25 protein-coding genes are annotated in these 26,345 nt (G+C 73.8%); 11 read left to right on the top strand and 14 right to left on the bottom strand.

Annotated elements, in window-relative coordinates; all coding sequences use genetic code 11:
- Positions 1–364 precede the first annotated feature (364 nt).
- From proC to IE109_RS08365, 6 genes are all read right to left on the bottom strand, one after another.
- Positions 365–1,174, bottom strand: coding sequence for a pyrroline-5-carboxylate reductase (proC, locus tag IE109_RS08390; protein WP_189550086.1), 810 nt, complete (start codon positions 1,172–1,174; stop codon positions 365–367).
- A gap of 9 nt (positions 1,175–1,183) precedes the next feature.
- Positions 1,184–1,735, bottom strand: coding sequence for a GNAT family N-acetyltransferase (locus tag IE109_RS08385; RefSeq protein ID WP_189550147.1), 552 nt, complete (start codon positions 1,733–1,735; stop codon positions 1,184–1,186).
- A 21-nt stretch (positions 1,736–1,756) separates the two neighbouring features.
- Positions 1,757–2,494, bottom strand: a complete 738-nt coding sequence (locus IE109_RS08380; protein WP_189550085.1) for an ABC transporter permease — start codon at positions 2,492–2,494, stop codon at positions 1,757–1,759.
- Positions 2,491–3,258 (bottom strand): ABC transporter ATP-binding protein, encoded by a 768-nt coding sequence (locus IE109_RS08375; RefSeq protein ID WP_189550084.1) that lies wholly within the window; start codon positions 3,256–3,258, stop codon positions 2,491–2,493. The genes IE109_RS08380 and IE109_RS08375 overlap by 4 nt, the downstream gene beginning before the upstream one ends.
- Positions 3,259–3,363: 105 nt before the next feature.
- Complete coding sequence (locus IE109_RS08370) at positions 3,364–3,873, bottom strand: hypothetical protein (RefSeq protein WP_189550083.1); 510 nt, start codon at positions 3,871–3,873, stop codon at positions 3,364–3,366.
- A 34-nt stretch (positions 3,874–3,907) separates the two neighbouring features.
- The gene (locus tag IE109_RS08365; protein ID WP_189550082.1) at positions 3,908–4,231 is read right to left on the bottom strand and encodes a peptidase; all 324 of its coding nucleotides are present in this window, start codon (positions 4,229–4,231) and stop codon (positions 3,908–3,910) included.
- A gap of 150 nt (positions 4,232–4,381) precedes the next feature.
- Here IE109_RS08365 and IE109_RS08360 point away from each other — a divergent pair, with 150 nt between their 5' ends.
- Complete coding sequence (locus tag IE109_RS08360; RefSeq protein ID WP_189550146.1) at positions 4,382–6,703, top strand: serine/threonine-protein kinase; 2,322 nt, start codon at positions 4,382–4,384, stop codon at positions 6,701–6,703.
- A 51-nt stretch (positions 6,704–6,754) separates the two neighbouring features.
- On the opposite strand, the gene ilvD is transcribed toward IE109_RS08360, so the two are convergent.
- The 4 genes from ilvD to IE109_RS08340 all read right to left on the bottom strand — a co-directional run bounded on the left by ilvD (position 6,755) and on the right by IE109_RS08340 (position 11,112).
- Positions 6,755–8,608 carry a dihydroxy-acid dehydratase gene (gene ilvD / locus IE109_RS08355; RefSeq protein WP_189550081.1) on the bottom strand — a complete coding sequence of 618 codons (1,854 nt, stop codon included), beginning with the start codon at positions 8,606–8,608 and terminating at the stop codon, positions 6,755–6,757.
- Positions 8,609–8,700: 92 nt separating this feature from the next.
- The gene (locus IE109_RS08350) at positions 8,701–9,261 is read right to left on the bottom strand and encodes a TetR/AcrR family transcriptional regulator (protein ID WP_189550145.1); all 561 of its coding nucleotides are present in this window, start codon (positions 9,259–9,261) and stop codon (positions 8,701–8,703) included.
- Between the two features lie 67 nt (positions 9,262–9,328).
- A complete protein-coding gene (locus IE109_RS08345; RefSeq protein WP_189550080.1) occupies positions 9,329–10,156 on the bottom strand; it encodes a sugar phosphate isomerase/epimerase family protein in 828 nt (275 codons plus the stop codon).
- A gap of 23 nt (positions 10,157–10,179) precedes the next feature.
- A complete protein-coding gene (locus IE109_RS08340; protein WP_189550079.1) occupies positions 10,180–11,112 on the bottom strand; it encodes a Ppx/GppA family phosphatase in 933 nt (310 codons plus the stop codon).
- 39 nt (positions 11,113–11,151) lie between these two features.
- Between IE109_RS08340 and IE109_RS08335 the strand changes: the two genes are divergently transcribed.
- A complete protein-coding gene (locus IE109_RS08335; RefSeq protein WP_373297660.1) occupies positions 11,152–11,985 on the top strand; it encodes a DUF3109 family protein in 834 nt (277 codons plus the stop codon).
- Between the two features lie 13 nt (positions 11,986–11,998).
- Here the strand turns inward: IE109_RS08335 and IE109_RS08330 are convergent, their stop codons facing one another.
- A complete protein-coding gene (locus IE109_RS08330; RefSeq protein WP_189550078.1) occupies positions 11,999–13,738 on the bottom strand; it encodes a BACON domain-containing protein in 1,740 nt (579 codons plus the stop codon).
- 197 nt (positions 13,739–13,935) lie between these two features.
- Between IE109_RS08330 and radA the strand changes: the two genes are divergently transcribed.
- Complete coding sequence (radA, locus tag IE109_RS08325; protein WP_189550077.1) at positions 13,936–15,348, top strand: DNA repair protein RadA; 1,413 nt, start codon at positions 13,936–13,938, stop codon at positions 15,346–15,348.
- 311 nt (positions 15,349–15,659) lie between these two features.
- Positions 15,660–16,784: a DNA integrity scanning diadenylate cyclase DisA gene (disA, locus tag IE109_RS08320; RefSeq protein ID WP_189550076.1), complete on the top strand. Its 1,125-nt coding sequence runs from the start codon at positions 15,660–15,662 to the stop codon at positions 16,782–16,784.
- Positions 16,785–17,068: 284 nt separating this feature from the next.
- Here the strand turns inward: disA and IE109_RS08315 are convergent, their stop codons facing one another.
- Positions 17,069–17,923, bottom strand: a complete 855-nt coding sequence (locus IE109_RS08315; protein WP_189550075.1) for a hypothetical protein — start codon at positions 17,921–17,923, stop codon at positions 17,069–17,071.
- 135 nt (positions 17,924–18,058) lie between these two features.
- Here IE109_RS08315 and IE109_RS08310 point away from each other — a divergent pair, with 135 nt between their 5' ends.
- The 6 genes from IE109_RS08310 to cseC all read left to right on the top strand — a co-directional run bounded on the left by IE109_RS08310 (position 18,059) and on the right by cseC (position 23,245).
- Positions 18,059–18,736 (top strand): phosphatase PAP2 family protein, encoded by a 678-nt coding sequence (locus IE109_RS08310; RefSeq protein WP_189550074.1) that lies wholly within the window; start codon positions 18,059–18,061, stop codon positions 18,734–18,736.
- Between the two features lie 25 nt (positions 18,737–18,761).
- Positions 18,762–19,697, top strand: a complete 936-nt coding sequence (locus IE109_RS08305) for an iron-sulfur binding domain-containing protein (RefSeq protein WP_229890744.1) — start codon at positions 18,762–18,764, stop codon at positions 19,695–19,697.
- A 194-nt stretch (positions 19,698–19,891) separates the two neighbouring features.
- The gene (locus IE109_RS08300) at positions 19,892–20,476 is read left to right on the top strand and encodes a SigE family RNA polymerase sigma factor (RefSeq protein WP_189550073.1); all 585 of its coding nucleotides are present in this window, start codon (positions 19,892–19,894) and stop codon (positions 20,474–20,476) included.
- A complete protein-coding gene (locus IE109_RS08295) occupies positions 20,464–21,189 on the top strand; it encodes a hypothetical protein (protein WP_373297658.1) in 726 nt (241 codons plus the stop codon). The genes IE109_RS08300 and IE109_RS08295 overlap by 13 nt, the downstream gene beginning before the upstream one ends.
- Before the next feature lie 23 nt (positions 21,190–21,212).
- Positions 21,213–21,926, top strand: coding sequence for a two-component system response regulator CseB (gene cseB, locus IE109_RS08290; protein WP_189550072.1), 714 nt, complete (start codon positions 21,213–21,215; stop codon positions 21,924–21,926).
- On the top strand, positions 21,923–23,245 hold the full coding sequence (gene cseC, locus IE109_RS08285) for a two-component system sensor histidine kinase CseC (protein ID WP_189550071.1): 1,323 nt from the start codon (positions 21,923–21,925) through the stop codon (positions 23,243–23,245). The genes cseB and cseC overlap by 4 nt, the downstream gene beginning before the upstream one ends.
- Positions 23,246–23,300: 55 nt before the next feature.
- Here cseC and IE109_RS08280 read toward each other — a convergent pair whose 3' ends face one another.
- A complete protein-coding gene (locus IE109_RS08280; protein WP_189550070.1) occupies positions 23,301–24,908 on the bottom strand; it encodes an MDR family MFS transporter in 1,608 nt (535 codons plus the stop codon).
- 102 nt (positions 24,909–25,010) lie between these two features.
- Between IE109_RS08280 and IE109_RS08275 the strand changes: the two genes are divergently transcribed.
- Entirely contained in the window at positions 25,011–25,577 is a 567-nt protein-coding gene (locus tag IE109_RS08275) for a TetR/AcrR family transcriptional regulator (protein WP_189550069.1), read from the top strand.
- Positions 25,578–25,580: 3 nt separating this feature from the next.
- On the opposite strand, the gene IE109_RS08270 is transcribed toward IE109_RS08275, so the two are convergent.
- A complete protein-coding gene (locus IE109_RS08270; RefSeq protein ID WP_189550068.1) occupies positions 25,581–26,291 on the bottom strand; it encodes a M23 family metallopeptidase in 711 nt (236 codons plus the stop codon).
- Positions 26,292–26,345 lie beyond the last annotated feature (54 nt).

The following is a 26,345-nucleotide window of genomic DNA, read 5'->3' as shown; positions in this document are numbered from 1 at the left end:
CTTTCGGGCCTGATTCCCAGTCAGCGGGAGTTGTCTTTCCGGCTGTTGGGCCGTTCCGACGAGTGAGACTTTAGCGGATTCCTTGGCCCCGACGCTAATCGGGCTGCGTCCGTTCGAACGCGGATTCCTCATTTCGCAAAAGCGCACGGAAAGCGGTGCGACGGATCGTCGCTCGCTTGGAGTGGTTCTTGCGGGATGGCTGTCCGGGGACCGACCGGGGTCGGCGCTCACGTCGGACAACCCGGAGAACAGTACGGATCGAGCAAAGTCGTGTCAACCCCGGGCCGCCGCGGCGCGCGGGCGCCAGGGAAGAGGTGCTCGCCACCGGCCCCGGGACGTGCCGCGGGGCCGGTGGCAGGCGGGGTCAGCCGGTGCCGGTGGCGAGTTCGCGGCTGCGGTCGCGGGCGGCTTCGAGGGCGGCGATGAGGGCGGCGCGTACGCCGTGGTTCTCGAGCTCCCGGATGGCGCTGATGGTGGTGCCGGCCGGGGAGGTAACGGCCTCGCGGAGCTTGACCGGGTGCTCGCCGCTGTCGCGGAGCATCACGGCGGCGCCGATGGCGGCCTGGACGATCAGGTCGTGGGCCTGGGCGCGGGGCAGGCCGAGGAGGATGCCGGCGTCGGTCATCGCCTCGACGAGGAAGTAGAAGTACGCCGGGCCGGAGCCGGAGAGGGCGGTGGCCGCGTCCTGCTGGGACTCGGGGACGCGGAGGGTCTTGCCCACGCCGCCGAAGATCTCCTCGGTGTGGGCGAGGTGGTCGCCGGTGGCGTGGCCGCCGGCGGAGATGACGGACATGCCCTCGTCGACGAGCACGGGGGTGTTGGGCATGACGCGGACGACCGGGGTGCCGGCGGGGAGCCGCTCCTCGATGAACGTGGTCGTGATGCCGGCCGCGGCGCTGATGACGAGGCGGTCGGGGGCGACGTGGGGGGCGAGCTCGTCGAGGAGCCTGCCCATGTCCTGGGGCTTGACGGCCAGGATGAGGGTGTCGGCGCGCTTGGCCGCCTCGGCGTTGGTGACGGTCTCGACTCCGTAGCGGGCGCGGAGCTCCTCGGCGCGGTCGGCGCGGCGGGTGGTGACCAGCAGGTGGGCGGTCGGCCATCCCGCTCGGATCATGCCGCTGAGCAGGGCTTCACCGATCTTGCCGGTACCGAGGACTGCGACGGTCTGGGTCATGGCTGCTGTTCACCTCGCCGGGTGGGGGTTCGTGTCGCCATCCTCGCACCGGCTCGCGGGGCCCGGCGCGGGTGTCCGAGGGGCGGTACGGGCGGGTTCGAGCTCGGCGACGATCTCGTCGTCCTCGACGGTGCCGGTGGGGACGAAGCCGAGCGAGGTGTACAGCCTGCGGGCGGGGGTGTTGTCGGGGTGGTAGGAGAGGCGGACGGCGCGGCAGTCGTCCTTGTCGGTGAGCCAGGCCGCGAGGGTGCGGACCGCGGCCCGGCCGATGCCGGTTCCCTGGTGGGCGGCGCCGATGAGCATGCCGCCGATCCAGTGAGTGCCGTCGTCCTCGCGGGCCCACATGAGGTGGCCGGTCACCTCGTCGCCGGCGAGGACGGCGAGCGAGTGCCAGACGTCCTCGCGCAGGGAGAGCAGGAGGTAGCGGGCGGCGAGGGCGGGGACGTGGTCCCGCTGGTCGTCGCGGGGCGCTATGTCGGCGACGGCGCGCCAGTTGTCGTCGTCCACGTCGTGGAGGGTGACGGGGCGGCCGGTGGTGTCGTGCAGTCCGTGGTCGATCACCTTGTCGTTCATGTGGCGAGGCTAGGGGGTGCGGCGGCGGAGCGTGGCGGCTCCGAGGACGAGGACGACCAGGGCGCAGCCGGCCACGACGAGGGCGTCGCGGAGGAAGGCGGCGGTCATGTCGGTGTGGCGGAGGACCTGGTTCATTCCGTCGACCGCGTACGACATGGGCAGCGCGGCGGAGAGGGCTTCGAAGACCGGCTGCATGGTGTCGCGCGGGGTGAACAGGCCGCACAGGAGCAGCTGCGGGAAGATCACGGCCGGCATGAACTGGACCGCCTGGAACTCGGAGGCGGCGAAGGCCGAGACGAACAGGCCGAGGGCGGTGCCGAGGAGGGCGTCGAGCAGGGCGACCAGGAGGAGCAGCCAGGGTGAGCCGGTGACGTCCAGGCCGAGGACCCAGAGCGCGGTCCCGGTGGCGAGGGCGGACTGGACGGCGGCGAGGAGTCCGAAGGCGAGCGCGTAGCCGGCGATGAGGTCGGCCTTGCCGAGCGGCATGGCGAGGAGGCGTTCCAGGGTTCCGGAGGTGCGTTCGCGCAGCGTGGCGATCGAGGTCACCAGGAACATCGTGATCAGCGGGAAGACGCCGAGCAGGGAGGCGCCGACGGAGTCGAAGGTTCCGGGGCTGCCGTCGAACACGTACCGGAGGAGGGTGATCATCACGACGGGGACCAGGAGCATCAGGGCGATGGTGCGGGGGTCGTGGCGCAGCTGCCGCAGGACGCGGGCGGTGGTGGCGAGGGTGCGGGAGGTGTTCATCGTCGGTTGTCCTCCTGGGTCTCGGCCGTGTCGACGAGGTGCAGGAAGGCGTCCTCGACGGTGGGGGCGTCGCTGCGGCGGCGCAGCGCTTCGGGGGTGTCGTCGGCGAGGATCCGCCCGTCGCGCATGAGGAGGAGGCGGTGGCAGCGCTCGGCCTCGTCCATGACGTGGGAGGAGACGAGGAGGGTGGCGCCGCGGTCGTCGGCGATGTGGTGGAAGAGGTCCCACAGGTCGCGGCGGAGGACCGGGTCCAGGCCGACGGTCGGTTCGTCGAGGACGAGCAGTTCCGGGGTGCCGAGCAGGGCGACGGCGAGGGAGACGCGGCTGCGCTGGCCGCCGGAGAGGGTGCCGGCGAGGGCGTCGGCGTGCGAGGTGAGGTCGACGTCGGTGAGGGCGCGGCCGACCGTTTCGGCGCGGGTGTCGCGGTGGGCGCGGCCGGGGAGCAGGACGGCGGCGAAGTAGTCGAGGTTCTGCCGGACGGTGAGGTCGTCGTAGACGGAGGGTGCCTGGGTGACGTAGCCGACGCGGGCGCGGAGGGAGGCGTCGCCGGCGGGGCGGCCGAGGACGTCGAGGGTGCCGGTGACGTGGGCCTGGGTGCCGACGACGGCGCGCATCAGTGTGGACTTGCCGCATCCGGAGGGGCCGAGGAGTCCGGTCACCTGTCCGCGCGGTACGGCGAGGTCCAGGCCGCGGAGGACGGTGCGGGGGCCGCGCACGACCCGGAGGTCGTGCGCCTCGACGGCGGGACCTGTCGAATTCACCATGTGATGAATATTGCGCGTGCCGGGGTGGGCGTCAAGGAGGACGGGCGGGAGCGGGGCGTCGGTGGCGCGGCGAGTACGGGGGGTGGGCAGCGTGCGGCGCGGGTGTCAGGAGCGCTTGGGCTTCTTGCGGGCGGCCGGGTTGCCGGCCCGGGTGGAGCGGCGCTTCTCGTACTGGGCGCGGGCCGCCTCGTACTCGGAGCGCAGCAGTTTCTCGCCGGGTGCCTCGGCGAGGGAACGGACGAAGTACGCGAGCAGGGAGCCCAGGAAGCCGATGGCCTTCAGGCTGCGCAGCGCGTCCTCGCGGGCCGGGTCGGCGGGGCGCCGGGTGAAGCCCTGCCAGGTCCTGTTGAACGCGATGGCGGAGCACACCGCGAACATCGCGACGAGCAGCGCGTCGACGAAGCCGCCGACAGCCGCGATCGCCAGGCCCTGGTGGGCGAAACGGAGGACGAGCGCGCCCGCCACCGCGCAGGTCAGGGAGCCGGCGGCCACCCCGGCGCGCCGCAGCGCGTACCCGCCGTCGTGGTCGACCCAGGTCGTGCCGAAGAAGCGGAGGGCCTCGGGCTGCGGGCCGGGCGGTGTGCCGTGGGTGGGGGTGCCGGTGTGGTCGCTCACGGGGTCGATTATCCCCGGGCGGGCCGCGGGCGGGTCAGGAGCAGCGCACGGCCACGTAACCGTCGCTGCCGGTGTTCACGTAGGCGTCGGAGACGTACTGGCCGTTGGCGATGTTGTCCCACAGGGCGGTCGTGCCGTACGGGCCGGTGACGGTCTGGCCGGGCTTCTGGCAGTTGATGGGGACGCGCACGCCCTCGGGCAGGACCTTCACCAGGCTGTAGCCGGTGCCCGGGCCGCTGCGGACGTTCACCCGGTGGCCGGGGGCCACCGGGTAGCGCTTCACGGTGTACGCCGCGGTCCCGGCCGCTTCCGTGCCCGCCCCGGCCGTCGCGTCCGCCGTCGCTTCTTCCATGGCCATACGGCCCCTCCCCCGTCGAGGCGCGTGCCGCGTGCACGCGCGCCGCGCGCAGGCTAACAAGCCCCTCGGGCCTCGCACACGTCATCGACTAGGCTCCGTGCGTCGCGCTGGACGCGGGACGCGCGCGGACGAACACACACGGGGGTGGCGATGCCGCCGTTGCGCAGTACCGGACCGGCTCCGGAGCCGTTTCCGGAAGCGGAGCATCCGCAGTACGCCGGTCGGTATCGGCTGGAGGAGTGCCTGGGCGCGGGCGGCATGGGGGTCGTCCACCTGGCCAGGTCCGGTTCCGGGCTGCGGCTCGCGGTGAAGGTCGTGCACGCCGAGCATGCCGCCGACGCCGAGTTCAGGGCTCGTTTCCGGCAGGAGGTCATGGCGGCGCGGCGGGTCAGCGGGGCGTTCACCGCGCCCGTCGTGGACGCGGACCCGGATGCCGGCCGGCCATGGATGGCCACCTTGTTCATCGACGGGCCGACGCTCTCGGAGCGGGTCAAGCGGAACGGCCCGCTGGGCTCCCCGGAGCTGCGGAGGGTCGGTGCCGGGCTCGCCGAGGCGCTGCGCGACATCCACCGGGCCGGTGTGGTGCACCGGGACCTGAAGCCGAGCAACGTGCTGCTGGCCGCCGACGGTCCGAAGGTCATCGACTTCGGGATCTCGCGCCCCGCCGACAGCGACCTGCGCACCGAGACGGGGAAGCTGATCGGCACCCCGCCGTTCATGGCGCCCGAGCAGTTCCAGCGGCCCCGCGACGTGGGCCCCGCCGCCGACGTGTTCGCGATGGGCGCCGTCCTGGTCCACGCGGCGACCGGGCGCGGCCCGTTCGACTCGGACTCCCCGTACATCGTGGCCTACCAGGTCGTGCACAACGAGCCCGACCTGGCCGGGGTGCCGGAGGACCTGCTCCCGCTGCTGCGGCGGTGCCTGGCGAAGGACCCGGCCGAGCGGCCCACGGCGGACGAGCTGATGGGCGAGCTGCGAGCGGGTGAGGCCGGGGACGCGGCGGACGGCGCCGTGTTCGTGCCCGGGCAGCGGCGGGCGGAGACCGGTGCGGCCGGGGGGTCGCGGGAGGGTGCCGGGGAGCGCGGGAGCGCCGGGCAGCGGACGGGCGCGCGGCCCGGCACCGGGACCGTGACGCGCGGTGCGGCCGGCACCGGGGCCGAGGCGGGAGCAGAGGCGGGAGCCGACGCGGGGGCGGGAGCCGACGCGGGGGCGGGAGCCGACGCGGGGGCGGGAGCCGACGCGGGGGCGGGAGCCGACGCGGGGGCCGGTCCCCGCGCCGTCCCGCGCCGGGCGCGGCGGCTGCGCTGGGGCGCGGGCCTCGCCGTGCTCGCCGCGGTGATCGCCGGCGGGGTCGCCGGCCTGCGGGGCGGCGCCCCGGCGGACGGGCCGCCCGCCCCCGCGCGGGCCGGCGACGCCCCGGCGTTCCGCCCCTGGGCCGCCACCCTGGGCGACCCCGGCGGCGAGAGCCTGACGCCCCTGTGCGCCGCCGACGCCGGCCGCGCCCTGTACTGCGCCGCTCCCGGGGTCAAGGCGGCCCGCCTCGACCCGGCGAACGGCGCCACCGCCTGGACCGCGGGCGCTTCCGGAGGCGAGCCGGGCACCGCGCCGGTGCTCAGCGGCGGGCTGGTCCACGTCGTGGCGCCGGGCGGCGCCCGCCTGGAGGCCCTGGACCCCGGCACGGGCGCCACCCGGTGGAGCGCCGACGTCTCCGGGTACGCGAACGTCCTGCACTCCGGCGACACCGTGCTGCTCGTGACGGCGGACGGCACCGCGCGCGCCCTGGACGGGGCGACCGGCGACGAACGCTGGACGAAGCGGCGGCTCGCCGCGCCCGGCGCGCAGTGGCTCGCCGACGGCGGCGCCGTGTACACCGCGGCCGCCGCGCCGGACGCCGCGTACACCGTGGTGGGCGCGGTCGACCCGGCGGACGGCCGGGTGCGGTGGACCGAGCGGGTGAGGGGCGCCCTCAGCCCCGTACAGGCGACGAGGGACGCGCTGCTGCTGCTGTCCGCCGACGCGGACCTGTACACCGACGCGGTGGTACGGCTGGACACCGCGACCCGCGGCGTCCGTCGCGTCCCGCTCACTGTCCCGGCCGACCAGGCGCAGGCCGTGATGGCGGGCGAGACCGTGTACGTCATCGGGTCGGGGGGTTCGCTCGCCGCGGTGGACACCGCCGGGGGAAGCGCCCGGCGGGCGCAGCGCTGGCGCCTGGAGACCGGGGTGACGCACGTGTCCCGGCCGGTGGCGGCCGGCGGGTACGTGTATTTGACGGCGGCCGACGGCCGGCTGCTGGCCGTGGACGCCCGGCGCGGAGTGCTGGTGGGGATGACCAGGCCGCGGATGGACGGCGGGCGGTACACGTTCGCGCCGCTGCTGCCCGCGCCGGCCGTCGCGAACGGGAAGGTGTTCGCGACGGCGCCCGACGGGTCGGTCTTCGCCGTGGCGGCGGAGGATCCGGCCCGCTGGTGATCGGCCGCACCCGGCGATCGGCCGCACCCGGCGATCAGCCGAGCCTGGTGATCAGCCGAGCCTCGTGACGTCCCGGACCGCGCCCTTGTCGGCGCTGGTGGCCATCGCGGCGTAGGCGCGCAGCGCGGCCGACACCTTCCGCTCGCGGTTCTTCGGCGCGTACACGCCACCGAGCGCCTCGCGGCGGGCGGCCAGGTCCTCGTCGGAGACCAGCAGTTCGATGGAGCGGTTCGGGATGTCGATACGGATGCGGTCACCGTTCTCGACCAGCGCGATCGTGCCGCCGCCGGCCGCCTCCGGCGAGGCGTGGCCGATCGACAGGCCCGACGTGCCGCCGGAGAAGCGGCCGTCCGTGATCAGCGCGCAGGTCTTGCCCAGACCCCGGCCCTTGAGGAACGAGGTCGGGTAGAGCATCTCCTGCATGCCGGGGCCGCCCTTGGGGCCCTCGTAGCGGATGACGACGACGTCCCCGTCCGTGATCTCCTTGCGGAGGATCTTGTCGACGGCCTCCTCCTGCGACTCGCAGACGACCGCCGGGCCCTCGAAGGTCCAGATCGACTCGTCGACGCCGGCCGTCTTCACGACGCAGCCGTCGACCGCCAGGTTCCCCTTGAGGACGGCGAGGCCGCCGTCCTTGGAGTAGGCGTGCTCGGCGGAGCGGATGCAGCCCTCGGCGGCGTCCGTGTCCAGGGTGTCCCAGCGCTCGGACTGCGAGAACGCCTCGGCGGAGCGGACGCAGCCCGGGGCGGCGTGCCACAGCTCGACGGCCTCGGGCGACGGCGAACCGCCGCGCACGTCCCACGTCTTGAGCCAGTCGGAGAGGCTCGGGCTGTGGACGCTGTGCACGTCCTCGTTGAGCAGCCCGGCGCGGTGCAGCTCGCCCAGCAGGGCGGGGATGCCGCCGGCGCGGTGCACGTCCTCCATGTAGTACGTACGCGTCTTGGCGACGTTCGGCGCGACCTTGGCCAGGCACGGCACACGGCGCGAGACGGCGTCGATCTCCGTCAGCCCGAACGGGACGCCCGCCTCCTGGGCGGCGGCCAGCAGGTGCAGGATCGTGTTGGTGGAGCCGCCCATGGCGATGTCGAGGGCCATGGCGTTCTCGAAGGCCGCCAGGGTGGCGATGTTGCGCGGCAGGACGGTCTCGTCGTCCTGGCCGTAGTAGCGCTCGGTCAGCTCGACGACCGTACGGCCCGCGTTCTCGTACAGCGCGCGGCGGGCGGTGTGGGTGGCGAGGGTCGAGCCGTTGCCCGGGAGGGACAGGCCGATGGCCTCGGTGAGGCAGTTCATCGAGTTGGCGGTGAACATGCCGGAACACGAGCCGCACGTCGGACAGGCGTTCTCCTCGATGCGGAGGATGTCGGCGTCCGAGATCTTGTCGTTGACGGCGTCCGAGATGGCGTCGACCAGGTCGAGCGTGCGGACGGTGCCGTCGACGAGGGTGGCCTTGCCGGCCTCCATGGGGCCGCCGGAGACGAAGACCGCCGGGATGTTCAGACGCAGGGCGGCCATCAGCATGCCGGGCGTGATCTTGTCGCAGTTGGAGATGCAGATCAGGGCGTCGGCGCAGTGCGCCTCCACCATGTACTCCACGCTGTCGGCGATCAGGTCGCGGGAGGGCAGCGAGTACAGCATGCCGCCGTGGCCCATGGCGATGCCGTCGTCGACGGCGATCGTGTTGAACTCGCGCGGGATGCCGCCCGCCTCGCGGATCGCCTCGGAGACGATCCGGCCCACCGGCTGGAGGTGGGTGTGGCCCGGCACGAACTCGGTGAAGGAGTTGGCGACGGCGATGATCGGCTTGCGGCCGATGTCCGCACCCGGTACACCGGAGGCCCGCATAAGGGCGCGGGCGCCCGCCATGTTGCGGCCGTGGGTGACAGTGCGGGACCTCAGCTCGGGCATCGTCGCTCGCTCCTTCGGACGGAAGTGACACTTCGAGCGTACGCTCCGGCTCCAAGATCTGGACAGGGTGTCCGGATACCGGGACGGGGGGCTCAGTCCTCGGTCAGGTACCGCTGGAGGGTCGGAGCCACCAGGGCGACGATGTCCTCGGTGCGCGCGGACGCCAGGGGTTCGACCTGGACGACGTAGCGCAGGATCGCGATGCCGATCATGTGCGACGCGGCCAGCTCGGCCCGGAGCTCCGGGTCCGGTACGTCGAGGTCGTCGGCCACCCGCTGGAGCAGCCGCCGCAGCACGAAGCCGCGCAGCACCTTCGCCGCGGCCTCGTGGGTGAGCGCCGAACGGATGATCGCCAGCAGCGGGGCCCGGGTCACCGGGTTCTCCCACACGGACAGGAAGTAGCGGGCGAGCCGGTCGCCGACGCCCTCGGGCGACTCACCGAGGATCGCCGGGATGATCAGCGCGGGCTCGAAGGACAGCTCGACGGCGGCGGCGAAGACCTCGTCCTTCGTACCGAAGTAGTGGTGGACGAGGGCCGGGTCGACCCCCGCCGCCTTGGCGATGCCCCGCACCGACGTCTTGTCGTAACCGCGCTCGGCGAACTCGGCGCGGGCGGCCTCCAGGATCCGCTCCCGGGCGCCGGGGCCCTCCATGGCCTCGGCCCGGGACGGCCGGCCGCGCCCCCTGCGCGCCGCGGTCACCGCCGCGCCCCCGGAGCCGTCACCGGACGCGGGCGGAGGAGGCGAGGTGCAGCCGGGTGAAGGCCAGCGCCTCCGCCAGGTCGGCCTCGCGCTCGGCCGCCGACATCGCGCGCCGGGTGTTGACCTCGATGACGACGTGCCCGTCGAAGCCGGTGCGCGCCAGGTGCTCCAGCAGCTCGGCGCACGGCTGCGTGCCGCGCCCCGGCACCAGGTGCTCGTCCTTCGCCGAGCCGCGCCCGTCGGCGAGGTGGACGTGGCCGAGCCGGTCGCCCATGCGGCCGATCATCTCCATGGCGTCGCTGCGGGCCGTCGCGGTGTGCGAGAGGTCGATCGTGTAGTGGCGGTAGTCGTCCTTGCTGACGTCCCATTCGGGCGCGTACGCCAGCATCTCCCGGTCGCGGTAGCGCCACGGGTACATGTTCTCGACCGCGAACCGCACGTCCGTCTCGCCCGCCATCCGCCAGATGCCGTCGATGAACTCCCGGGCGTACTGGCGCTGCCAGCGGAACGGCGGGTGGACGACCACGGTCGACGCGCCGAGCTTCTCCGCCGCCGCCCGGGCGCGCTGCAGCTTCACCCACGGGTCGGTGGACCAGACCCGCTGGGTGATCAGCAGGCACGGCGCGTGCACCGCGAGGACCGGCACCTGGTGGTAGTCGGAGAGACGGCGCAGCGCCTCGATGTCCTGACTGACGGGGTCGGTCCACACCATGACCTCGACACCGTCGTAGCCCAGGCGGGCGGCGACCTCGAAGGCCGTCGCGGTCGACTCCGGATAGACCGAGGCCGTGGACAGGGCGACCTTCGCATCCGGGATGCGCACCACTGATTCCGACGATTCAGCCACGGGGGACAGCCTACGGGCACCCGCTAGGCGGCCGGGAGGTGGTCCAGCCGCCGCAGGATGACTCCCTCGCGCAGCGCCCACGGGCAGACCTCCAGTTCCTCGACGCCGAACAGGTCCATCGCACCCTCCGCGACCAGCGCTCCCGCCAGCAGCTGGCGGGCCCTGCCCTCGGACACCCCGGGGAGGGCGCAGCGCTGCTCGGCGGTCATGACCGACAGCTTGGGGACCCACTCCTCCAGTGAGGTACGACTCAGTCCGCGCTGCACGTACAGGCCCTCGCCCGAGCCCGGGGCTCCGGCCAGCCGCGCCAGCTGCTTGAACGTCTTGGACGTGGCGACGACGTGGTGCGGCTTGCCGAACCGGGCGAACTCACCGACCGTGCGTGCTATCTCCGCCCGTACGTGCCGGCGCAGCGCCCGTACGTCGGCGAGGTCCGGGGGGTCGCCGGGCAGCCAGCCCGCGGTGAGCCGCCCGGCGCCCAGTGGCAGGGACACGGCGGCGTCGGGCTCCTCGTCGATCCCGTACGCGATCTCCAGGGAGCCGCCTCCGATGTCCAGCAGCAGCAGCTTGCCCGACGACCAGCCGTACCAGCGGCGGGCGGCGAGGAAGGTGAGGCGGGCCTCCTCGGGACCGGACAGGACCTGGAGGTCGACCCCGGTCTCGTCCCTGACCCGTTTCAGCACGGCGTCGGCGTTGGCCGCGTCGCGGATGGCCGAGGTCGCGAAGGGCAGAAGCTCCTCGCAGCCCTTGTCCTCGGCGGTGCGCACCGCGTCGTGGGTGATGGTGACGAGCCGCTCGATGCCCCGGTCGCCGATCGAGCCGTCCGCGTCCAGCAGCTCGGCGAGCCGCAGTTCGGCCTTGTGGGAGTGGGCGGGCAGGGGCCGGGCGCCGGGATGGGCGTCCATCACCAGCAGGTGCACCGTGTTCGAACCGACGTCGAGAACTCCGAGTCTCATGCCCCGAACGCTACTGTGCCTGGCGCATACGCTTGGTGTGTGCCAAAGACGAAGAAGGCGAAGCCCGCCAAGAAGCACGACAAGTCCCCCCTCCTGCCCGTACTGCCTGTTCCGGGCGTTTCCGATGAAAAGGGCCTGGACTTTCCCCGTGCGTGGGTGGAGTTCCCCGACCCGGCCGACGACGAGCAGGTCTTCCGCTGCGACCTGACCTGGCTGACGTCCCGCTGGTCCTGTGTCTTCGGCAGCGGCTGCCAGGGCATCCAGGCGGGCCGTGCGGCCGACGGCTGCTGCACGCTGGGCGCGCACTTCTCCGACGAGGACGACGAGCGGCGCGTCGCGTCGCACGTGGCCCGTCTCACGCCCGAGCTGTGGCAGTTCCACGGCGAGGGCACGTCGGCCGGCGGGTGGGTGCAGCTCGACGAGGACGGCGAGCGCCAGACGCGCCGCTGGGACGGCTCCTGCATCTTCCAGAACCGTCCGGGGTTCGCGGGCGGGGCGGGCTGCGCGCTGCACATCCTGGCGCTGCGGGAGGGCCGCGAGCCGCTGGAGACCAAGCCGGACGTCTGCTGGCAGCTGCCGGTCCGGCGTACGTACGACTGGATCGACCGCCCGGACGACACGCGGGTGCTGCAGATCTCGATCGGCGAGTACGACCGGCGGGGCTGGGGCCCGGGCGGCCACGACCTGCACTGGTGGTGCACGTCGGCGACGTCGGCGCACGGCGCGGGCGAGCCGGTGTACGTGACGTACCGCCCGGAGCTGACGGAGCTGATGGGCAAGGAGGCGTACGACGTGCTCGTGGAGCTGTGCGAGGCCCGGCTGGCGTCCGCGCTGCCGCTGGTGGCCCCGCACCCGGCGGACCCGGTCGTCTGACGTCCGGCGCCCATCAGCCCGGCGGGGGTTCCGCGGCCGGGTCCTCGGCGGGCGGCGGGGTGTCGGACGGCGCGGGGTCGGGCGAGGGCGGCGGGGTCGACGGCTCCGGCCGCGACGGCGCGGGGGTCGGGGTGGGTGCCGGGTCCGGGGACGTCGGCGGGGTCGACGCGGGCATCGTCGGGACCGGGTGCGGGGTGCCGGGAGCCGGGTAGGACGGCGGACGGCGCGCGCCGTGGCCGTCGATCTCCACCACGGCGCCGGCCGGGTCGACCCCGACGCGGGCGGTCCAGGCGCCGGCCGGTTCGCGGGCGTGGTCGACGGTGACGTGCACCGAGACCGACCGGCCGGGGGCCAGGGTGCCGGAGGCGCGGTCGGCGTGGAGCCAGGAGGCGTCCGTCCACAGGGACCAGGTCACCGCGGCGCCGCCCGACGCGGTGAGCGTGAGCACGGTGGTGTCGCCGCCGGCCGGTCGCGCGGTGACCGTGATGCGCCCCGGACCAAGGACGCCGGGGACGCCGGGGGCGACCGGCGGGGGCGTACCGGTGCTGATCACCTCCACCGAGACGTGCGACGAGCCGGGGGCGGCGGAGCGGCGGGCGCGGTCCGTCCGGGCGCTGCCCGCGTTCTGGTAGTGGTCGGGGCGGCCGTCCCGACCGTCCGCGCCGGCGGCCCGGTCGCCGGCCTCGGCCGTGCTGACGGCGGCGCCCTCGCGCCCCTCACCGGTCAGCGGCGCCCCCCGGTACGCCGCCCACAGGGCGAGCACCGGCGCCGCGACCACGGTGGCCACCACCGTCGTCGTCACCGCCCGCGCCCGCATCCGGTCGCGCCGGGCCGCGTGGTCCTTGGGGTCCAGCGGGAAGCCGTCGCGCCCGAACCGCGGGCCGGCCGCCCGGGCCCGCGGGACGTGCAGCATCGCGACGTACGCCGCCGCCCTGGGTGCCTCGGCCAGCGGGAGCCTCGCGGGTGTGACGGACGAGCCCGGCCAGGGGCCGCCCGCGCCGGCGCGCTCGGCGGCTCTTCGGCAGCGGGGACAGTCGTCGACGTGCCGGACGATTTCGCGGCGGAGGGTGGCGGAGAGGAGCAGTTCGTCGTCCCCGGTGAGCCGGGCGACCGCCGGGCAGGTGCCGGCCTCGACGACGGCCAGGGCGGCGCGGGTGCGCTCCACCTCGCAGGCGGCGGCGGACAGCAGCTCGCGGGCGGCGAAGGGCTCCATGCCGAGGACGGCCGCCACCTGCGGCGCGGGGAGCTGGTGCCGTACCGCGAGCTCCAGCGCCTCGCGCTGCTCGGGCGTGGTCCCGGCCGCCTCGGGCCAGGCGAGCAGGGCCAGCTCGCGGCGGCGGCGCTCCGCGGTCTCGGGGCAGGCGGGCGCGGCCCCGGCACGGGGCGCCGGGGTGGCCGCGCGCCCGGCGTGCGCCCTCTGGCCCTGCTGCCTGCGGCGGCGCCGCCGCCCGGCCAGCTCCCGCAGGCAGGCCCAGCGGGCGAGCGCGTACAGCCACGCCCTGCGGTCCGGGTCGGCGGCCGGACAGCGTCCGGACTGCCGCTCGGAGACGGCCAGCACCTCCCCCAGCACCGCGGTCGCCGCGTCGTGGTCGCACAGCACGGACAGGCAGTACGTGAACAGCCCGTCCAGGTACGGCTCGTACCGGGCGGGCGGACACTGGGCCAGGGTGCGGGGCCCGGTCCGGGGCGCGCGACGCCGTGCCCGGTGTGCGCCGGTGGGGTGGGTGGGGGATTCCGGCCTGCTGCTCGTCACCCGGCGACCGTAGGCGTGGACGGCACACCCTTCGCAGCCCTTCCGCACTTTTAATCCTTACGGGTGAAGGTATCCCTCAAAAGGGGACAGGAGGCGCAGATTCCGCGCCGGTCACCCACCCGCGCCCCTGCCGCCCCCGGCGTCTCGCCGGCCCCGCGCGGACGGCGTTGTCAGTGGGGACCGCTACGGTCTTCCGCATGGCTGCCCGTACGAAATCCGCCAAGGACCGGCCCTCCTACCGCTGCACGGAGTGCGGGTGGACGACCGCGAAATGGCTCGGCCGCTGCCCCGAGTGCCAGGCATGGGGGACGGTGGAGGAGTACGGCGCGCCCGCTGTCCGCACCACGGCCGCCGGGCGGGTCTCCACCGCCGCGCTGCCGATCGGCCAGGTCGACGGCCGGCAGGCCACCGCCCGGACGACCGGCGTGGACGAGCTGGACCGCGTCCTGGGCGGCGGGCTGGTGCCCGGCGCCGTCGTCCTGCTCGCCGGCGAACCCGGCGTCGGCAAGTCCACCCTCCTCCTCGACGTCGCGGCGAAGGCGGCGAGCGACGAGCACCGCACGCTGTACGTGACGGGCGAGGAGTCCGCGAGCCAGGTGCGGCTGCGGGCCGACCGGATCGGCGCGCTCCACGACCACCTCTACCTGGCCGCCGAGACGGACCTGTCCGCCGTCCTCGGCCACCTCGACGCCGTCAAGCCGTCCCTTCTCGTCCTGGACTCCGTGCAGACCGTCGCCTCCCCCGAGATCGACGGCGCTCCGGGCGGCATGGCCCAGGTGCGCGAGGTCGCCGGGGCTCTGATCCGCGCCTCCAAGGAGCGGGGCATGTCCACCCTTCTCGTCGGCCACGTCACCAAGGACGGCGCCATCGCGGGCCCGCGCCTCCTGGAGCACCTGGTGGACGTCGTCCTGTCCTTCGAGGGCGACCGGCACGCCCGGCTGCGGCTGGTGCGGGGCGTGAAGAACCGGTACGGGGCGACGGACGAGGTCGGCTGCTTCGAACTGCACGACGAGGGGATCACGGGCCTGGCCGACCCCAGCGGCCTCTTCCTCACCCGCCGCGCGGAGGCGGTCCCCGGCACCTGCCTGACCGTCACCCTCGAAGGCCGCCGCCCGCTGGTCGCCGAGGTCCAGGCGCTCACCGTCGACTCGCAGATCCCGTCGCCCCGCCGCACCACCTCCGGCCTGGAGACGTCCCGCGTCTCCATGATGCTGGCGGTCCTGGAGCAGCGCGGCCGGATCACCGCGCTCGGCAAGCGGGACATCTACTCGGCGACCGTCGGCGGGGTGAAGCTCTCCGAGCCGGCCGCCGACCTGGCGATCGCGCTGGCCCTGGCCTCGGCGGCCAGCGACACCCCGCTGCCGAAGAACCTGGTCGCCATCGGCGAGGTCGGCCTCGCGGGCGAGGTCCGGCGCGTCACGGGCGTCCAGCGGCGCCTCGCCGAAGCGCACCGGCTGGGCTTCACCCACGCGCTGGTTCCGGGCGACCCCGGCAAGATCCCCCCGGGCATGAAGGTCACGGAGGTCGCCGACATGGGCGACGCGCTGCGGGTCCTGCCCCGCGGCCGCCGCCGCGCACCCGCCCCGCGCGAGGAGGCCCCCCAGCCCTGACACCGACACCCGGCGCGGTCACCCGTGCAGGTGCCGGGCGTTGCCCGCGGCCGGGGCGGTTGCCGCCGGCGGGTCCGCGGCGGGCCCACCGGGAGGACGGACCCGCCGGAACGGATCGGGACGGAACGGATCGGGACGGAACGGGACAGAGGCATCCGCGCAGGTCGGCGGCTTCCGGCGCACCGCACCCCGCCGGCGTGGTGCCGGGCGCGTCCGATTACCGGGCGGACCGGGCGGGAGCCCGACGGACGTGGGCGGGGTCGCTAGACTTTGCCCAGGTCTCGCCCATCCGTACGAGCCGGAGGAGTGCAGTGGCAGCCAAGGACGGGGCAGCAGCTCCGGGAAAGTCCGGCGCGGGCTCCGGCAACGAAGCGCTGATGCGCGCTTCCCTGAGCGCGGTCGCGCCGGGCACGTCCCTGCGCGACGGTCTGGAGCGCATCCTCCGGGGGAACACCGGCGGTCTCATCGTCCTCGGCATGGACAAGACCGTCGAGTCGATGTGCACGGGCGGCTTCGTGCTGGACGTGGAGTTCACCGCGACCCGGCTGCGCGAGCTGTGCAAGCTCGACGGCGCGCTCATCGTCGACAAGGACATCACCAAGATCCTCCGCGCGGGCGTGCAGCTGGTGCCCGACGCGTCCATCCCCACCGAGGAGACCGGCACCCGGCACCGCACGGCGGACCGGGTGAGCAAGCAGTGCGGGTTCCCGGTGGTCTCCGTGTCCCAGTCGATGCGGCTGATCGCCCTGTACGTCGACGGGGAGCGCCGCGTACTGGAGGAGTCGGCCGCGATCCTCTCCCGCGCCAACCAGGCCCTCGCCACGCTGGAGCGGTACAAGCTCCGCCTCGACGAGGTCGCCGGCACGCTCTCGGCGCTGGAGATCGAGGACCTGGTGACCGTCCGGGACGTCACCGCCGTCGCGCAGCGCCTGGAGATGGTGCGCCGGATCGCCACCGAGATCGCCGAGTACGTCGTCGAACTCGGCACCGACGGGCGGCTGCTCGCCCTCCAGCTCGACGAGCTGATCGCGGGCGTGGAGCCCGAGCGGGAGCTGGTGGTCCGCGACTACGTACCGGAGCCGACCGCCAAGCGGTCCCGTACGGTCGCCGAGGCGCTCACCGAGCTGGACGCGCTCAGCCACGCCGAGCTGCTGGAACTGCCGATCGTGGCCCGCGCCCTGGGCTACACCGGGTCGCCCGAGGCCCTCGACTCGGCGGTCTCGCCGCGCGGCTACCGGCTGCTGGCCAAGGTGCCGCGACTGCCGGGCGCCATCATCGAGCGGCTCGTGGAGCACTTCGGCGGCCTTCAGAAGCTGCTCGCGGCGAGCGTCGACGACCTCCAGACCGTCGACGGGGTCGGCGAGGCGCGGGCCCGCAGCGTGCGCGAGGGGCTGTCGCGGCTCGCCGAGTCGTCGATCCTCGAGCGGTACGTCTAGGGCCTGTCGTTCGGATCCCGCCGGGCTCGCGACGCTCCCCCGGCTTCGCGGGGAGGTGCCCCCAGGACACCGCACCTCGCGGCGTTGTCGTCGGTCGCCCATGTCCCCCGTAGCCCTACGGACACGGGAGGCGCCCCCACCGCGGTGGCTCGCTCCCCCGCCTTGCGACGCGTCCCCTCGGCCCCGGCGGGCCTGGGGAGACCCCATGCACCGGACGCGGCTCCCTGATCCAGCCCGATCCGCACGAAAGACACTGGCCCGCCGGGCGCCCCGCGCCCCGGGCGTCAGTCCTTGGTCAGGGTGAACGACGCCGGCAACACCTTCACGCCCGGCACCGCCGCCTCGACCAGGTAGGTGCCCGGCCCGGCGGCCGTCGCCGGCGGCGTCGCGCAGCGCGGCGCGCTCGGCCGGCGGTCCCACTCCACGGTGTGCGTGACGCTGCCGCCCGCGGGGACGCGCAGCAGCAGGGTGCCCGAGCCGCGCGGGCAGTCCTTGGAGGACCAGACCTGGTCGGCCTCGGCGTTCTTGATGGTGAGGACGGCGCTCGTGGCCCCGAGATCGGTCTTGCAGGTGGTGGGCGAGGTGTTGCGGGCGACCAGCTGGAAGCGGGGCTTCTCGTCGGGCGTGTAGCTCACCTTGAGGCTGCGCAGCGTCAACCGCACGCTGCCCGGCGCGCAGTCGGGCAGGGGGGAGTTCGCGGGCACCCGCTCGCCGGTGGTCGTGCCGCCGGAGCCGGTCGTCGCGCCGCCGGCACCGGTGCCGCCGCCGGTCCCGGCCCCGGAGCCCGTACCGGCGTCCGGCCCGGCTCCCGCGCCGGCGCCACCGCCGTCGCCTCCGGCGCCCGGTGACGAGGTGTCACCGTTCTTGCCGCCGTCGTCGCCGCCTCCGGCGCCCGACTCGTCGCGCCCCCCGGGCTGTTCGCTGATCGCCGCGCCGGGCCTGGACGGGCCTGGGGTGATGGAGGTCGCGGGAGCGGCACCGTCGGAGCCGTCGCCGCCCTTCTTCCCGCCGTCGTCACCGGAGCTGACGAACCATACGATCAGCAGCGCGAGCAGCGCGACCAGACTCGCCGCGACTGCCCTCCGACGCCAGTAGATGGAGGAGGGAAGCGGCCCGACCGGATTGCGCAGAGATCCCACGGCCCAAACTGTACGAGAGATCGACGCCAACTCCCGCCCCACCCGCCGCCCGTGCACCAAGTTTTGCGGATGATCACACTCGAACCACCGGGCTCCGGTCGGACGGGCCCGGCGCGCCAGGTACCGTCCGTAACCATGAGCCAGGACCTCTATCGCGACATCACCGACCTCGCCCACGACACCCCGGGCTGGTTGCAGCTCGTCGCCGAGCTGTGGACGGAGGCCGGCCTGCTGCTGTTCGGTGTGCTGTTCCTCGCCGGCTGGTGGCGGGCGCGCCCCGCCGAGTCCCGCGCCATGGCGCTGGCCGTCCTGGCCCCGCTGGGCACGGCGTTCGGCTACGTGGTGAGCGAGCTGCTGAAGTCGGTGGTGGACGAGGAGCGGCCGTGCCGGGCGGTGGCTGGGGCCGCCGCGTCGATCGTGAAGTGCCCGGCGTACGGCGACTGGTCCTTCCCCAGCAACCACTCGGCCATCGCGGGCGCCGCCGCGGTCGCGCTCGCCCTGGCCTGGCGCGGAATTGCCTGGCTCACCGTCCCGATGGCGCTGCTGATGGCGTTCTCGCGGGTCTTCGTCGGTGTCCACTACCCGCACGACGTGGCGGCCGGGCTGGTGCTGGGCGCGCTGATGGCGGTCCTGTTCGTGAAGTTGCTGACCGGTCCCGTGCGGGCGCTGGCCGACACCATGCGGATGAGCCGGTCCGCCCTCGCCACGTGGCTCGCCGGGCCGGGGCCGGCCGTCCCGGTGGGCGGCGCGGTGGCCGGCGCGGGCCGGGCCGTGAACCGGCGGCGCCGGGAGGCGATGCACCGCCGTTCCTGAGGAACGTGCCAGGATCGGGGGTGCCATGACTGCGATCCCCTCCTCCCCCGAGTCCTCCCCCGAGACCAGGCCCGGCTGCGGGCCCGACGCCGCCGGCCTGCACACGTCCGTGCTCGCCTGGTTCGAGCAGAACGCCCGCGACCTCCCCTGGCGCCGCCCCGAGGCGGGCGCCTGGGGAGTGATGGTCAGCGAGTTCATGCTCCAGCAGACGCCGGTGAGCCGGGTGCTCCCGGTGTACGAGCAGTGGGTGGCCCGCTGGCCCCGCCCCGCGGACCTGGCCGCCGAAGCACCCGGTGAGGCCGTGCGCGCCTGGGGCCGGCTCGGCTACCCGCGCCGGGCGCTGCGGCTGCACGGCGCGGCGGTGGCGATAACGGAACGGCACGGCGGTGAGGTACCGAGCGATCACGCGCAGTTGCTCGCCCTGCCGGGCATCGGCGAGTACACGGCGGCGGCGGTGGCGTCGTTCGCGTACGGGCGGCGCCACGCGGTGCTGGACACCAACGTGCGGCGGGTGTTCGCCCGGGCGGTGACGGGCGTGCAGTACCCGCCGAACGCCACCACCGCCGCCGAGCGGCGGCTGGCGCGGGAACTGCTGCCGGACGACGAGCCGACGGCGGCCCGGTGGGCCGCGGCGTCCATGGAGCTGGGCGCCCTGGTGTGCACGGCCCGCAACGAGGACTGCGCGCGTTGCCCGATCGCCGGCCGGTGCGCCTGGCGGCTGGCGGGCAAGCCCGCGCACGACGGCCCGGCCCGGCGGGGCCAGACGTACGCGGGCACGGACCGCCAGGTCCGCGGGCGGCTGCTCGCCGTGCTGCGCGAGGCGGTGACCCCGGTGGAGCAGGCGGCGCTCGACGCGGTCTGGCACGAGCCGGTGCAGCGCGCCCGCGCCCTGGACGGTCTGGTCGCCGACGGTCTGGTCGAGCCCCTGGAGGGCGGGCGGTACCGGCTCCCGGCCGGCTGAGGGCGCGGGGCGGGGCGTTCCGCGCGCCGCCCGGGCCGCCCGCCGGTTGTGTAACACCATCGCTGTTACACAACCGATGGCCAGCCGTGCGTCCGCCGACGGTCTGCGCGGACAACCCCGTGACAACCGCTCCGTAGCGTCTTCCCACGTAAGCGGTACACACGGGGTTTCACGGGGATCGGAGGCGGTTCGGGATGTCGCACGGCGAGGTGCTCGAATTCGAGGAGTACGTACGCACACGGCAGGACGCCCTGCTGCGCAGCGCCCGGCGTCTCGTCCCCGACCCCGTCGACGCGCAGGACCTCCTGCAGACGGCGCTGGCCCGGACGTACGGCCGCTGGGACGGCATAGCCGACAAGAGCCTCGCCGACGCCTACCTGCGCCGCGTGATGATCAATACGCGTACGGAGTGGTGGCGCGCCCGCAAGCTGGAGGAGGTGCCCACCGAGCAGCTCCCCGACGCGTCCGTGGAGGACGCCACCGAGCAGCACGCCGACCGGGCCCTGCTGATGGACATCCTGAAGGTGCTGGCGCCCAAGCAGCGCAGTGTCGTCGTGCTGCGGCACTGGGAGCAGATGAGCACCGAGGAGACGGCCGCCGCGCTCGGCATGTCGACCGGTACGGTGAAGTCCACGCTCCACCGGGCGCTGGCCCGTCTGCGCCAGGAGCTGGAGAGCCGAGGCGTCGACAACGGCGCCCGCGCCCTGGAGCGTGACGGCCGTGCGGGGCGCGCGGCCGGACGTGGCCACGAACGGGGGCGGGAGCGGTGCGCGGCCTGAGCGCCAGATTCAGCGGGAGCGACCCGAGCGGCACCGGCAGGAGCGGCACCGGCGGGATCCGGGCGGCGGGAACCACGGCGATGGCCGTGGCCGCCGCTCTCGGCGTGCTCACGGCCGGGTGCTCCACCGGGGGCACCGGCACGCGCGACGAGGGCGCGGCCCGGGCCGACCAGAGCACGCCGTCGAGCGCGCCCGCCCCGGCCTCGTCGGCGTCCTCGCCGGTGAAGAAGGTGGACCCGGTCCGGCTGATCATGACGGACCCGAAGGTCAGCGAGCGGGTCAAGGACGACCTCAAGCCGTGCGTGGCCGACGCCTACCCGGTGGACACCTCCTACGGGACGCTGACGGACTCCGGCACCAACGACGTCGTGGTGAACGTGCTGACGTGCGGTGACGCCGTGGGCGTGGGGACGTACGTGTACCGGCCGGGGCCGCCGAAGGACGACGCCAAGGGCACGTCGTACGAGAATGTCTTCTCCCTGGAGGAGCCGGCCGTGTACTCGACGATCGACCGGGGGGACCTGGTCGTCACCAAGCAGGTGTACGCGGAGGGCGACCCGGTGTCGTACCCGTCCGGCGAGGACGTGATCACGTACCGGTGGACGGGCAACAGGTTCACCGAGCACGACCGGGTGCACAACGAGTACAGCAAGACCGTCGGGGACGGCGGTATCGACGGCCCCGCCGAGCCGACCGCGCCCCCCAAGAACTGAGAGAGCACGGAGAGAAGACGTCGATGGCCGAGACCCATGTCCTGTTCGTGGAGGACGACGACGTCATCCGGGAGGCCACGCAGCTCGCCCTGGAGCGCGACGGCTTCGCGGTGACGGCGATGCCGGACGGGCTGTCCGGCCTGGAGTCCTTCCGGCAGCGGCGGCCGGACATCGCGCTGCTGGACGTGATGCTGCCGGGCATGGACGGGGTGAGTCTGTGCCGGCGCATCCGTGACGAGTCGACCGTGCCGGTGATCATGCTGTCGGCCCGTGCCGACTCGATCGACGTGGTGCTGGGCCTGGAGGCGGGCGCCGACGACTACGTCACCAAGCCGTTCGACGGTGCCGTGCTGGTCGCCCGGATCCGTGCCGTGCTGCGCCGCTTCGGGCACGCGGGCGGGGCGGCGGGCGGGGCCGGCGGCGACGCGGACCGGGCCGGGCAGGAGCAGGGCGGCGTGCTGGTCTTCGGCGACCTGGAGGTCGACACCGACGGCATGGAGGTCCGCAGGGGTGGCGCGCCGGTGGGGCTGACCCCGACGGAGATGCGGCTGCTGCTGGAGTTCTCGTCGGCGCCGGGCACCGTGCTGTCGCGCGACAAGCTGCTGGAGCGGGTTTGGGACTACGGCTGGGGCGGTGACACCCGGGTGGTGGACGTCCATGTGCAGCGGCTGCGCACGAAGATCGGCCAGGACCGGATCGAGACGGTCCGCGGTTTCGGCTACAAGCTCAAGGGATGAAGACGCCCTCGTTGCGCACCGGTGTCCGGTGGAAGATCTCGATCGCCATCGCCGCCGTGGGCGCCCTGGTGGCGGTGGCGCTCAGCCTGGTCGTCCACAACGCCGCCCGCGTCTCGATGCTCGGCAACGCGCGTGACGTGCAGATGGAACGGCTGCTGTTCGCGCAGCGGATGTACGAGTCGGCCAAGCCGAAGACGGACCCCAAGTTCGGGGCGAAGCTCAATGACCCGGCGCTCCCGGAGCAGCTGGACGAGCTGATGGCGGAGCGCCGGCGCGGGACGTACGTGCAGGAGCACCCGGAGGGCCCGCCGGACGTGTGGGCGGCCGTGCCGCTGGGCAACGGCGACGTGCTGTCGCTGCACAGCCAGTTCGCCAGCCGCAGTACGACGATCATGAAGGATCTGGACGAGGCGCTGATCGTCGGTTCCGTGTCGGTGGTCTTCGGCGGGTGCGCGCTGGGTGTGCTGATCGGCGGCCAGTTGTCACGCCGGCTGCGCAAGGCGGCCACCGCGGCCGGGAAGGTCGCCCAGGGCAATACGGAGGTGCGGGTCCGGGACGCCATCGGCGGGGTCGTACGCGACGAGACGGACGAGCTGGCGCGGGCGGTGGACGCCCTGACGGACGCGCTGAACGAGCGGATCGAGGCGGAGCGGCGGGTCACCGCGGACATCGCGCACGAGTTGCGCACGCCGGTGACCGGGCTGCTGACGGCCGCCGAGCTGCTGCCGCCCGGCCGGCCGACGGAGCTGGTGCGCGACCGGGCGCAGGCGATGCGCACGCTGGTCGAGGACGTGCTGGAGGTGGCCCGGCTGGACAGCGCGTCGGAGCGGGCCGAACTCCAGGAGATCGCGCTGGGGGAGTTCGTCGAGCGCCGGGTCGTCGCGCTGTACCCGGACGCGGTGGTGCGGGTGGTGCACGAGTCGTGGGTGAACACCGATCCGCGTCGGCTGGAGCGGATCCTGGGCAACCTGCTGGCCAATGCCGCCAAGCACGGCAGGGGGCCGGTTGAGGTCACCGTCGAGGGCCGGGTGGTGCGGGTCCGCGACCACGGGCCGGGCTTCCCGGAGGCGCTGCTGCGCGAGGGGCCGAGCCGGTTCCGTACGGGCGCCAGCGACCGGGCGGGGCACGGTCACGGCCTGGGCCTGACCATCGCGGCGGGGCAGGCGCGGGTGCTGGGCGCGCGGCTGACGTTCCGCAACGCGGCGCCCACGGGTACCGCGCCGGGAGCCGGGGGCGCGATCGCGGTGCTGTGGCTGCCGGAGCACGCCCCGACGACGACGGGCAGCTTCCCGATACTGCGCCTGCCCGGTACGCCCTGACGGCGACGGGCCCCGCCCGGTACCGGGTGGGGCCCGTCGCCGTCCTTCCGGGGGGTCAGACCGCGGTGTCCGCGAGCCGGACCTCCTCCCGGTCCTCCCGTCCGGGGGCGGGCTGCGGACCGGCGCCCCTGAGGGGGACCTCCTTGACGAAGAAGGCGGCGACGAACCCCAGGACCGCGACCGCCGCGCCCACGAGGAACGCGATGTGCGTGCCGGACGACACGGCGATCTGGTACGCCTCGCGGACCTGCTCCGGCAGCTTCGCCAGACTCGCCGCGTCCAGCTGCGCCGACTGCTGGGTGACGGCGGAGCCGCCGCGCGCCGCCATCTCGTCCTGCACGCGGCCGGTGAACAGCGCGCCCATGATGGCGACGCCGAAGGACGAGCCGAGCGTGCGGAAGAGGGTGGTGGAGGACGAGGCGACGCCCATGTCCTTCATCTCCACGCTGTTCTGCGCGACGAGCATGGTGATCTGCATCAGGAAGCCCATGCCGGCGCCGAGGACCGCCATGTAGAGGCCCGAGGTGAGCCGGGACGTCTCCGTGTCCATCTGCGCGAGCAGGAAGAGCCCGGCGACCATCAGCGCGCCGCCGGCGATGGGGAAGACCTTGTACCTGCCGGTGTTGGTGGTGACGCGTCCGGCGAACAGCGAGACGACCATCATCGACAGCAGCATCGGCAGGAGCAGCAGGCCGGAGTTGGTGGCGGACGCGCCCTGGACGGACTGCTGGTACAGCGGCAGGAAGAGCGTGGCGCCGAACATCACGAAGCCGGTGAGGAAGCCGATCACCGACATGAGGGTGAAGTTGCGGTTGCGGAAGATGTGCAGCGGCATGATCGGCTCGGGCGCACGGGTCTGGACGTGGAGGAAGCCGGCGAGCGTGGCGACGCCGAGGACGCCCAGGCCCACGATGACGGAGGAGCCCCAGGCGTACTCCGTGCCGCCCCAGGTGGTGACCAGGACGATCGCGGTGATGCCGACGGTCAGCAGCGCGGCGCCGAGGTAGTCGACGCGGGGCCGGTGGTCGCGGTCCCGCTTCGGCAGGTGCAGGACGGCGGTGACCATGGCGAGGGCGACCGCGCCGAGGGGCAGGTTGATGTAGAAGGACCAGCGCCAGCCCCAGTGGTCGGTGATGGTGCCGCCGACGAGCGGCCCGCCGATCATGGCGAGGGCCATGACGCCGGCCATCATGCCCTGGTACTTGCCGCGCTCGCGCGGCGGTATGAGGTCGCCGATGATCGCCATGACACCGACCATCAGACCGCCGGCGCCCAGGCCCTGCACGGCGCGGAAGCCGATGAGCTGGCCCATGTCCTGGGCCATCCCGCTCAGGGCGGAGCCGATGAGGAAGATGACGATCGAGGTGAGGAAGGTGCCCTTGCGGCCGTAGAGGTCGCCCAGCTTGCCCCAGATGGGGGTGGAGGCCGCCGTGGCGAGGGTGTACGCGGTGACCACCCAGGACAGGTGGGCGAGGCCGCCCAGCTCGCCGACGATCGTCGGCATGGCGGTGCCGATGATCATGTTGTCCAGCATGGCCAGCAGCATCGCGATCATCAGCGCCAGCAGGACGACGCGTACGCTGCGCGGCGGTCCGGCCTCCGGCGCGCTGGGCGGCGATCCGGCCTCCGCCACCGGTGCCGCTTTCCCCTGGGGTTCCGACATGTTCCCTACTCCCGTTACTTACTTGCCGCCCGGCTAGTTATTACACTGGGGAAGGTAGACCCGTCACTAGCCGGGCGTCAAGCAAGTTTCGTGGGAGCGACCATGGCCCGAGGCAACACCCGTCAGCGCATCCAGGACGTGGCGCTCGAACTCTTCGCCGAGCAGGGCTACGAGAAGACCTCGCTGCGCGAGATCGCCGAGCACCTGGAGGTCACGAAGGCGGCGCTGTACTACCACTTCAAGACCAAGGAAGACATCGTCATCAGCCTCTTCCGCGATCTGACGCGGCCGATCGACGAGCTCATCGCCTGGGCCGAGCGGCAGCCGCGCACGCTGGAGACCAAGCAGGAGATGCTGCGCCGCTACCACGCGGCCCTCCTGGGCGCCGCCCCGCTCTTCCGGTTCATGCAGGAGAACCAGGCGACCGTGCGCGACCTCGCCATCGGCGAGACGTTCAAGGACCGCATGATCACGCTGACGCGGCTGATCCAGGAGCCGGACTACGCCATGGCCGACCGGGTGCGCTGCATCGGCGCGCTGTTCACCATGCACGCCGGGATGTTCTTCATGCAGCACGTCGACGGCGACCCCGAGGAGAAGCGTGCCGCCGTCCTCGAAGTCGCCGTCGATCTGGTGACCCAGGCCCACCGGGGCCGGGCGCGGGACTGAGCGTCAGATGACGACGCCCTCGGCGCGCAGGAACTTGGCCGGGTTGAGCGCGGAGCCGTAGTTCGGGGTCGTACGGATCTCGAAGTGCAGGTGCGGGCCGGAGGAGTTGCCGGTGTTGCCGGACCGGGCGATGTTCTGGCCCGTCTTCACGGTCTGCCCGACGCGCACGTCGATCTTCGACAGGTGCGCGTACTGGGAGTACCGGCCGTTGGCGTGCTTCACCACGATGGCGTTGCCGTACGCGGGACCGTCGCCGCCGCCGTTCGGGCCGGCCTTCACGACGACGCCCGAGTGGGCGGCCTTGACCACGGTGCCGACCGGCACGGCGAAGTCCTGACCGGAGTGCTTGTGGGACCACATGGCGCCGCCCTGGTTGAAGCTGGCGGTCAGGGTGTACCGGGCGACCGGCTTGACCCAGGACGTGGCCTTCTTCGCGGCGGCCTTCTTCACGAGGGCGGCCTTCTTGGCGGCGTTGGCCGCGGCGGCCTTCTTCACGAGGGCGGCCTTCTTGGCGGCGGCGGCCTCGGCGGCCTTGGCCTGGACGGCCTGGGTGTGGGCCTGGGCGGCGACGGCGGCGGCCGGCCCCGCGGCCGGGACCGTCTTGCTGTCGGCGGCGACGGCGGCTCCGCCTCCGAACACCATCGACGCTCCCATGCCGGCGGCGGCGAGGGCGACGACGGCGTTACGGGTGGGGTGCTTGACGCGCTTCGACATACGGGAAAGTCCTCCGGACAAGAGCGGACCCGACGCGAAGAGCGCGCCGGGCGG

The sequence above is a fragment of the Streptomyces lavendofoliae genome, from assembly GCF_014649735.1.
GTDB lineage: Bacteria > Actinomycetota > Actinomycetes > Streptomycetales > Streptomycetaceae > Streptomyces > Streptomyces lavendofoliae.
The sequence above is the reverse complement of the archived record's forward strand: the minus strand, read 5'-3'. Positions and strand labels throughout refer to the sequence as shown.

What these genes read in the sequence shown, in the direction of transcription:
- proC (WP_189550086.1), bottom strand. Translation starts at nt 1,174, where the DNA reads ATGACCCAGACCGTCGCAGTCCTCGGTACCGGCAAGATCGGTGAAGCC.
- IE109_RS08380 (WP_189550085.1), bottom strand. Translation starts at nt 2,494, where the DNA reads ATGAACACCTCCCGCACCCTCGCCACCACCGCCCGCGTCCTGCGGCAG.
- IE109_RS08375 (WP_189550084.1), bottom strand. Translation starts at nt 3,258, where the DNA reads ATGGTGAATTCGACAGGTCCCGCCGTCGAGGCGCACGACCTCCGGGTC.
- IE109_RS08365 (WP_189550082.1), bottom strand. Translation starts at nt 4,231, where the DNA reads ATGGCCATGGAAGAAGCGACGGCGGACGCGACGGCCGGGGCGGGCACG.
- IE109_RS08360 (WP_189550146.1), top strand. Translation starts at nt 4,382, where the DNA reads ATGCCGCCGTTGCGCAGTACCGGACCGGCTCCGGAGCCGTTTCCGGAA.
- ilvD (WP_189550081.1), bottom strand. Translation starts at nt 8,608, where the DNA reads ATGCCCGAGCTGAGGTCCCGCACTGTCACCCACGGCCGCAACATGGCG.
- IE109_RS08350 (WP_189550145.1), bottom strand. Translation starts at nt 9,261, where the DNA reads ATGGAGGGCCCCGGCGCCCGGGAGCGGATCCTGGAGGCCGCCCGCGCC.
- IE109_RS08340 (WP_189550079.1), bottom strand. Translation starts at nt 11,112, where the DNA reads ATGAGACTCGGAGTTCTCGACGTCGGTTCGAACACGGTGCACCTGCTG.
- radA (WP_189550077.1), top strand. Translation starts at nt 13,936, where the DNA reads ATGGCTGCCCGTACGAAATCCGCCAAGGACCGGCCCTCCTACCGCTGC.
- IE109_RS08310 (WP_189550074.1), top strand. Translation starts at nt 18,059, where the DNA reads ATGAGCCAGGACCTCTATCGCGACATCACCGACCTCGCCCACGACACC.
- IE109_RS08305 (WP_229890744.1), top strand. Translation starts at nt 18,762, where the DNA reads ATGACTGCGATCCCCTCCTCCCCCGAGTCCTCCCCCGAGACCAGGCCC.
- IE109_RS08300 (WP_189550073.1), top strand. Translation starts at nt 19,892, where the DNA reads ATGTCGCACGGCGAGGTGCTCGAATTCGAGGAGTACGTACGCACACGG.
- cseB (WP_189550072.1), top strand. Translation starts at nt 21,213, where the DNA reads ATGGCCGAGACCCATGTCCTGTTCGTGGAGGACGACGACGTCATCCGG.
- cseC (WP_189550071.1), top strand. Translation starts at nt 21,923, where the DNA reads ATGAAGACGCCCTCGTTGCGCACCGGTGTCCGGTGGAAGATCTCGATC.
- IE109_RS08280 (WP_189550070.1), bottom strand. Translation starts at nt 24,908, where the DNA reads ATGTCGGAACCCCAGGGGAAAGCGGCACCGGTGGCGGAGGCCGGATCG.
- IE109_RS08275 (WP_189550069.1), top strand. Translation starts at nt 25,011, where the DNA reads ATGGCCCGAGGCAACACCCGTCAGCGCATCCAGGACGTGGCGCTCGAA.
- IE109_RS08270 (WP_189550068.1), bottom strand. Translation starts at nt 26,291, where the DNA reads ATGTCGAAGCGCGTCAAGCACCCCACCCGTAACGCCGTCGTCGCCCTC.